The 6,724-nt window shown below is 46.5% G+C and carries 7 protein-coding genes and 1 tRNA gene; 1 reads left to right on the top strand and 7 read right to left on the bottom strand.

What is annotated here, in order from left to right; all coding sequences use genetic code 11:
- From ACJMM4_RS08755 to ACJMM4_RS08730, 6 genes are all read right to left on the bottom strand, one after another.
- The coding region (locus ACJMM4_RS08755; RefSeq protein ID WP_405384081.1) for an elongation factor Tu at nt 1-714 on the bottom strand (714 nt) is incomplete at its 3' end.
- Between the two features lie 39 nt (nt 715-753).
- Nucleotides 754-2,856, bottom strand: coding sequence for an elongation factor G (gene fusA / locus ACJMM4_RS08750; RefSeq protein ID WP_405379949.1), 2,103 nt, complete (start codon nt 2,854-2,856; stop codon nt 754-756).
- Between the two features lie 35 nt (nt 2,857-2,891).
- The gene (gene rpsG, locus ACJMM4_RS08745) at nt 2,892-3,362 is read right to left on the bottom strand and encodes a 30S ribosomal protein S7 (protein WP_009144757.1); all 471 of its coding nucleotides are present in this window, start codon (nt 3,360-3,362) and stop codon (nt 2,892-2,894) included.
- Nucleotides 3,363-3,408: 46 nt separating this feature from the next.
- Nucleotides 3,409-3,789: a 30S ribosomal protein S12 gene (gene rpsL / locus ACJMM4_RS08740; protein ID WP_009144758.1), complete on the bottom strand. Its 381-nt coding sequence runs from the start codon at nt 3,787-3,789 to the stop codon at nt 3,409-3,411.
- 68 nt (nt 3,790-3,857) lie between these two features.
- Nucleotides 3,858-4,109 (bottom strand): L7Ae/L30e/S12e/Gadd45 family ribosomal protein, encoded by a 252-nt coding sequence (locus tag ACJMM4_RS08735; RefSeq protein WP_405379946.1) that lies wholly within the window; start codon nt 4,107-4,109, stop codon nt 3,858-3,860.
- A gap of 333 nt (nt 4,110-4,442) precedes the next feature.
- A complete protein-coding gene (locus tag ACJMM4_RS08730; RefSeq protein ID WP_405379944.1) occupies nt 4,443-5,837 on the bottom strand; it encodes a sodium:solute symporter family protein in 1,395 nt (464 codons plus the stop codon).
- Nucleotides 5,838-6,180: 343 nt separating this feature from the next.
- Between ACJMM4_RS08730 and ACJMM4_RS08725 the strand changes: the two genes are divergently transcribed.
- Nucleotides 6,181-6,257, top strand: a tRNA-Arg gene (locus tag ACJMM4_RS08725).
- 232 nt (nt 6,258-6,489) lie between these two features.
- Here the strand turns inward: ACJMM4_RS08725 and ACJMM4_RS08720 are convergent.
- The coding region (locus ACJMM4_RS08720; RefSeq protein ID WP_405384083.1) for a transposase at nt 6,490-6,724 on the bottom strand (235 nt) is incomplete at its 5' end.

Here is a 6,724-nt window from a genome sequence, read left to right as displayed (position 1 = left end):
TTTTACGGTACCACGTTCAACACGGCCGGTTGCTACGGTGCCACGACCGGTGATGGTGAATACGTCTTCGACAGGCATCAGGAACGGTTTGTCGGTAGCACGTTCCGGCAGGGGAATGTAGCTGTCAACTGCGTCCATCAGTTCCATGATTTTTGCTTCGTATGCGGGGTCGCCTTCCAGAGCTTTCAGTGCGGAACCTGCGATAACGGGGATGTCGTCGCCAGGGAAGTCATAGGAGCTCAGCAGTTCGCGAACTTCCATTTCTACCAATTCCAACAGTTCTTCGTCGTCAACCATGTCAACTTTGTTCAGGAATACAACCATAGCGGGAACGCCTACTTGGCGAGCCAGCAGGATGTGTTCACGAGTTTGGGGCATCGGGCCGTCAGCAGCGGATACTACCAGGATTGCGCCGTCCATTTGAGCAGCGCCGGTGATCATGTTCTTTACATAGTCAGCATGGCCCGGGCAGTCAACGTGTGCATAGTGACGGGTTTCGGTTTCGTATTCAACGTGAGCGGTGTTGATGGTGATGCCGCGTTCGCGTTCTTCCGGAGCTTTATCGATCATGGAGTAGTCCATGAATTCTGCGCCACCTTTTTCAGCCAATACTTTGGTGATAGCAGCGGTCAGAGTGGTCTTGCCATGGTCAACGTGACCGATGGTGCCGATATTCAGATGGGGTTTAGTTCTTTCATATTTAGCTTTTGCCATTGTGAATTTCCTCCTTGATGTTGTTTGTTAAAACTAGGCTTAGTTAGTGCCTTTGTTTTTAGCAACGATTGCTTCAGCAATGTTTCTGGGAACGTCTTCGTAATGGTCAACTTCCATAGAGTAGTTGCCACGGCCTTGGGTCTTGCTGCGCAGGTCGGTTGCATAACCGAACATTTCAGCCAGCGGAACATAAGCGCTGATGACTTGGGCACCGTTACGAGCTTCCATACCTTCGATACGACCACGGCGGGAGTTGATGTCCCCGATTACGTCGCCCATGTATTCTTCAGGAACAGTAACTTCAACTTTCATGTAGGGTTCCAGGATAACCGGGTTAGCTTTTTCAGCACCGGACTTGAAGCCCATGGAACCAGCAATCTTAAATGCCATTTCAGAAGAGTCGACTTCATGGTAAGAACCGTCGTATACGGTAACAGCGATATCAACCATGGGGTAGCCGGCAACTACGCCGTTTTCCATAGCTTCTTTAACGCCTGCTTCGATAGGAGCGATGTATTCTTTAGGAATAGCGCCGCCAACAACTTTGTTCTCGAACAGGAAGCCTTCGCCCGGCTCACGCGGGGTGATTTCCAGCCAGCAATGACCATATTGGCCTTTACCACCGGACTGACGAACGAATTTACCTTCGGATTTAACAGCTTTGCGGATGGTTTCGCGGTAAGCAACTTGCGGGTTACCAACAGTGCAACCTACTTTGAATTCGCGCAGCAGACGGTCAACAATGATGTCCAAGTGCAACTCACCCATACCGGAAATAATGGTTTGGGAAGTTTCGGGATCAGTGTGAACGCGGAAGGTAGGATCTTCTTCAGCCAGTTTTTGCAAAGCAATACCCATTTTTTCTTGGTCTGCTTTAGTTTTAGGTTCAACTGCAACGGAGATAACGGGTTCAGGGAATACCATGGATTCCAGAATAATTTCGTTTTTCTCATCGCAGAGGGTATCACCGGTAGTGGTGTCTTTCAGACCTACAGCAGCAGCGATATCACCGGAGTAAACTTGTTCGATTTCTTCACGGTGGTTAGCATGCATTTGCAGGATACGACCGATACGCTCGCGTTTGCCCTTGCTGGAGTTATATACATAAGAACCAGCGGTCAGGGTACCGGAGTATACACGGAAGAATGCCAGCTTACCAACGAAGGGGTCGGTAGCAATCTTGAATGCCAGAGCTGCAAACGGAGCATCATCGCTAGACGGACGCTCGTCTTCTTCACCGGTTTCAGGATTTACGCCTTTGATATTAGGAATATCAGTAGGAGCAGGCATGAATTGGATTACAGCGTCCAGCATAGGTTGAACGCCTTTGTTCTTATAGGAAGAACCGCAGCATACGGGGGTCATCTTGCAAGCGATGGTTTGCTTACGGATGCCGGCGATGATTTCTTCTTCGGTCAGCTCTTCGCCGTCCAAATATTTCATCATCAGCTCGTCGTCGCTTTCAGCAACTGCTTCCAGCAGAGCTGCGCGATATTCTTGAGCTTTTTCCATCATATCTGCAGGAATTTCTACAAACTCTTCTTCTTTACCCAGTTTGTCATCGTATTTGATTGCTCTCATTTTAATGAGGTCAACCATACCTTCGAAGGTATCTTCGAAGCCGATAGGCAGTTGGATAGGTACAGCGTTTGCATTCAGACGGGTTTTCATCATGTCAACTACGCGATAGAAATCAGCACCGGTGATATCCATCTTGTTTACATACGCCATACGGGGTACGTTGTATTTGTCAGCCTGACGCCATACAGTTTCGGACTGGGGCTCAACGCCGCCCTTAGCGCAGAAAACTGCAACGGAACCATCCAATACGCGCAGGGAACGTTCTACTTCTACAGTGAAGTCAACGTGGCCCGGGGTGTCGATGATGTTGATACGATGTTTATCGAATTGGTGCTCAGAACCTTCCCAGTAGCAGGTGGTTGCAGCAGAGGTGATGGTAATACCACGTTCTTGCTCTTGAACCATCCAGTCCATGGTAGCAGCACCTTCATGGGTTTCGCCGATTTTATGTACTCTGCCGGTATAGAACAGAATACGTTCGGTAGTGGTGGTCTTGCCGGCATCGATGTGAGCCATGATGCCGATGTTTCTGGTTCTCTCAAGCGGAATTAATCTGCCCACTTCTTAATCCTCCTCAAAATAACTGAGTCAGGCCATTACCAACGGTAATGAGCAAATGCTTTGTTTGCTTCTGCCATCTTGTGGGTATCTTCGCGTTTCTTAACAGCTGCGCCAGTGCCATTGGAAGCATCCATGATTTCACCAGCTACACGCTCGTACATGGTTCTTTCACCACGCAGGCGAGAGTAGTTTACCAGCCAACGAATACCCAGGGTGGTTTTACGGTCAGCGCGTACTTCTACCGGAACTTGATAGTTAGCACCACCAACACGGCGGGCACGTACTTCCAGCAGCGGCATTACGTTCTGCATAGCAGCATCGAACACTTCCAAAGGATCTTTGCCGGTTTTTGCACGAACCAGGTCGAATGCATCGTATACAATACGTTCTGCAACGCCTTTTTTGCCGTCGAGCATAATCTTATTGATAAATCTAGTTAAAAGTTTAGAACCGTACACCGGATCCGGCAGTACGTCTCTTTTAGTTACAGGGCCTTTTCTCGGCATGTGTTTCCCTCCTTAGGATTAAATCATTCTTAAAGTTTTCTTGAAATTATTTCTTTGCTTTAGCACGTTTTGCACCGTACTTGGAGCGAGATTGGTTGCGGTTAGCAACGCCTGCAGTATCAAGAGCACCACGAATGATATGGTAACGCACGCCAGGAAGGTCTTTAACCCTTCCGCCTCTAATCAGGACAACGCTATGTTCCTGAAGATTGTGGCCGATACCCGGGATGTAAGCAGTAACTTCGATGCCGTTGGTCAAACGTACACGAGCTACTTTACGCAGAGCAGAGTTAGGTTTCTTCGGGGTAGTGGTGTAAACACGGGTGCACACGCCACGTTTTTGCGGGCATTCTTTCAAAGCCGGCGCAGTAGATTTGCTCTTCAGAACCTCTCTACCTTTGCGAACCAATTGGTTAATTGTAGGCATATCGGCACCTCCTTTCCAAACAATTAGATTTTAATGATTATAAAAACTCAGCTTTTGCTAAGCCCTTATCAAACTTTAAGTATCGCTGCGGCTGCAGCCTTTACGCTAATCCCGCAAGTTCTGCCTATTTCCAACATGTTCTCAGTTGTTACTGTAGGAACACTGTGTTCTTGGCACAGCGCGAGAAGCTTTCCGGTAACTCTCTCATCCGCATCAGTTGCGATGTAGACCGTTTGCGCCGCTTGTCTTACGACAGCTTTTTCCGTCTGCTTTACGCCGACAGTCCGCTGTTCAGCCTGTTTCAAAGCTTCAAGCGCCATTGCGTTACCTCCTTCATCGAGTGCATACCTCACCCGCGATACTGGTATATTGTAACATCTTATACAAAGCATGTCAACACTTTTTAGCAACTTTTTTAAAAAATTTATGCGTGTCTAACGGCCTAATAATGCGTATCTTTCTTTCCACGTTGCCAAGTGTTTCATACTGCTTTTACAGGACATTTTTGTTCTCATTTACAGGACAAGTACACTACCTTCATCCATCGAAGAATGCTAAAACTCAAGCAATTTTTACATAAAGATAACAAAAAGCCGTTATGTATACAATATTTTTGCAACATAACGGCTTATCTTATACAATTTTATACAAAATTATCTAGATATTTCTTTTTTAGCAGGACTGATCATAGCAACCACAAAATAAGTTACAATGCAGACCAACCATTCCATATAGATAACGTTGGGAAAAATACGTACTGCAGGGCACACCTTCCACAGCACAATCAACAGCAAGCCTGCCAGCAAAGTCCAGAATCCTGCAGCCTTGGAAGTGTATTTGGGGAAGAACAGCGCTACAATAACAATCATAGAGAAAGCAGCAGTCAGTGCCAAACCAATCATAATGGTACCTAAGATGCTAGAAACAGTCATGGCAAGTCCCAAGGTGAGGATACCGCTGATCATTACACACAGACGGGTCATCAGCAATTGTTTTGCTTCACTGCAGTTAGGATTGATAAAACGCTTGTAAATATCGCTGGAGAACAAAGTACCTGCGCTCAAAAGCAGATTGCAGGCAGTGGATACGTCAGCAGCCCACAATGCAGCCAAAGTAATACCTGCCAGCAAAGGCTGCAGGCCGACAATTACCTGGGGCAATGCCAATGCTGCCTGAGCATCAGGATACATAGCTTTTGCTACAATGCCTAAGAACGCAGCCAGTACGCCAACGGGAAGCATCAAGATACCGCCCCAAACGAAACCGCTTTTAGCAGTTGCTGCATCCTTAGCACCCAAGGAGATTTGCAGGATACTTTGCAGAGACAGGTTAACAGTGATCAAGGTCAGGCACCAGCTAGCAATGGTCACAGGACCTACGCCATCAATGAAGCTAAACCAAGGTACATTTGCAGGCAGTGCTGCAGCCAAGTTTTCCATGCTGCCGATTTTGTTGAATTGGATTACGGTAGCAACCAAAATACCTACATAAATAAGCACGATGTTCAATACATTGGACAAAGATGCAGACCACATACCACCAATAAAGGTAATACCAATAAAAGTAATAGCGCTGACAACCATACCGGTCTTAAAGTCGAAAATATCGGGCAGGATAGCGTGCAGGATACTGCCACCGGCAATGTATTGCAAAGAAATAATTACCAATTGAATAACGATTTGGCAGAATACGCCCAAAATTACAGCTTTAGTATCATGGTGGCGTTCAATCAGCTCAGTGATGGTAGTAATATTTTGCTCACGATATTTTTTCGCCATAAAGAGACCCATCACAATTGCGCCCAAAGCCCAAGCGATAGTATACCAACCGGCACTCAAGCCTACGCGGAAAGCGTGCTCGGAAACGCCGATAGTAGAAGCACCGCCAACGGCCAAGCCAATGATGGTTACGCAAATCAAGGGTGCAGAAAGCTTACGACCTGCAAGAGCATAGTTTTCGTTGTTGCCCTCGCTGCGCTTTTTAGCATACCAAGAGATACCGAACAAAGCGACAATGTACAAAACAAGAATGACCAAAGAAACAGGCACAAAAAATCCTCCTTTAATTGCATACGTACCTGTTAAAGAAATACAACGCCCGCAGCCAGCCGCCATCCCTATGACGACCTCCACGCGCCTAACCGTGCACACCTCAACAATATACATATAAAACAAATTAGGCCCGCAGGCCCTGTACAAGTGCTGCTGCAACGCAACGCCCCACTAGCCGTCATCCCAAATGCAGCCTCATGGCAGCCTAATCGTGCGTGCTGTAGCCATGTACGAAAAAAGTCATGGTTAAATTATAGACCTCCGTCAAAAATTCGTCAATCTTTTTTCACAAAAAGTGTTGACAAATCACTACGTACTGGTTATAATAATACATGTTGTTGGCCTCGTAGCTCAGCTGGATAGAGCGTTTGACTACGAATCAAAAGGTCGCAGGTTCGAGTCCTGCCGAGGTCACCATTTTGAAACTTGCACCGCAACGAAAGTTGCGGTGTTTTTTTGTTGCATATTCGTATAAAAATGATATAATAAAAGTAGAAGGACAACCGCCCACAAGGTGGGTTGACCTAAAGTGTATTGAGAACGCCGTCCCTATCCACTGGCCAATGTGTAGGGACGGTATTCCTTTTTATAGGAATGTTTTCTAAGAAATCTAAATTGCAATAGCAAGTTGCACACTTTTTTCAATCCTCTAGGCTGCATATATGCGGTCTAGATATTCATCAAAATACTCATTGGGGGACTTGTACCCCAAGCACTTCCTAGGTAGGTTGTTTGCCCACTCCGTAGCAAAGAAGATATCGTCTTCTTGGTACCCATCAATGCGTTTTCCCTTGGAAATTAATCGACGCAACAAACCGTTAGCTCTCTCGTTGCTGCCTCTTTCCCATGATGAGTATGGATGAGCAAAATATACCTTGGTTTCA

It is taken from the genome of Phascolarctobacterium sp., assembly GCF_045124115.1.
Taxonomy (GTDB): domain Bacteria; phylum Bacillota; class Negativicutes; order Acidaminococcales; family Acidaminococcaceae; genus Phascolarctobacterium_A.
This window is presented reverse-complemented; position numbering and strand designations above follow the sequence as displayed.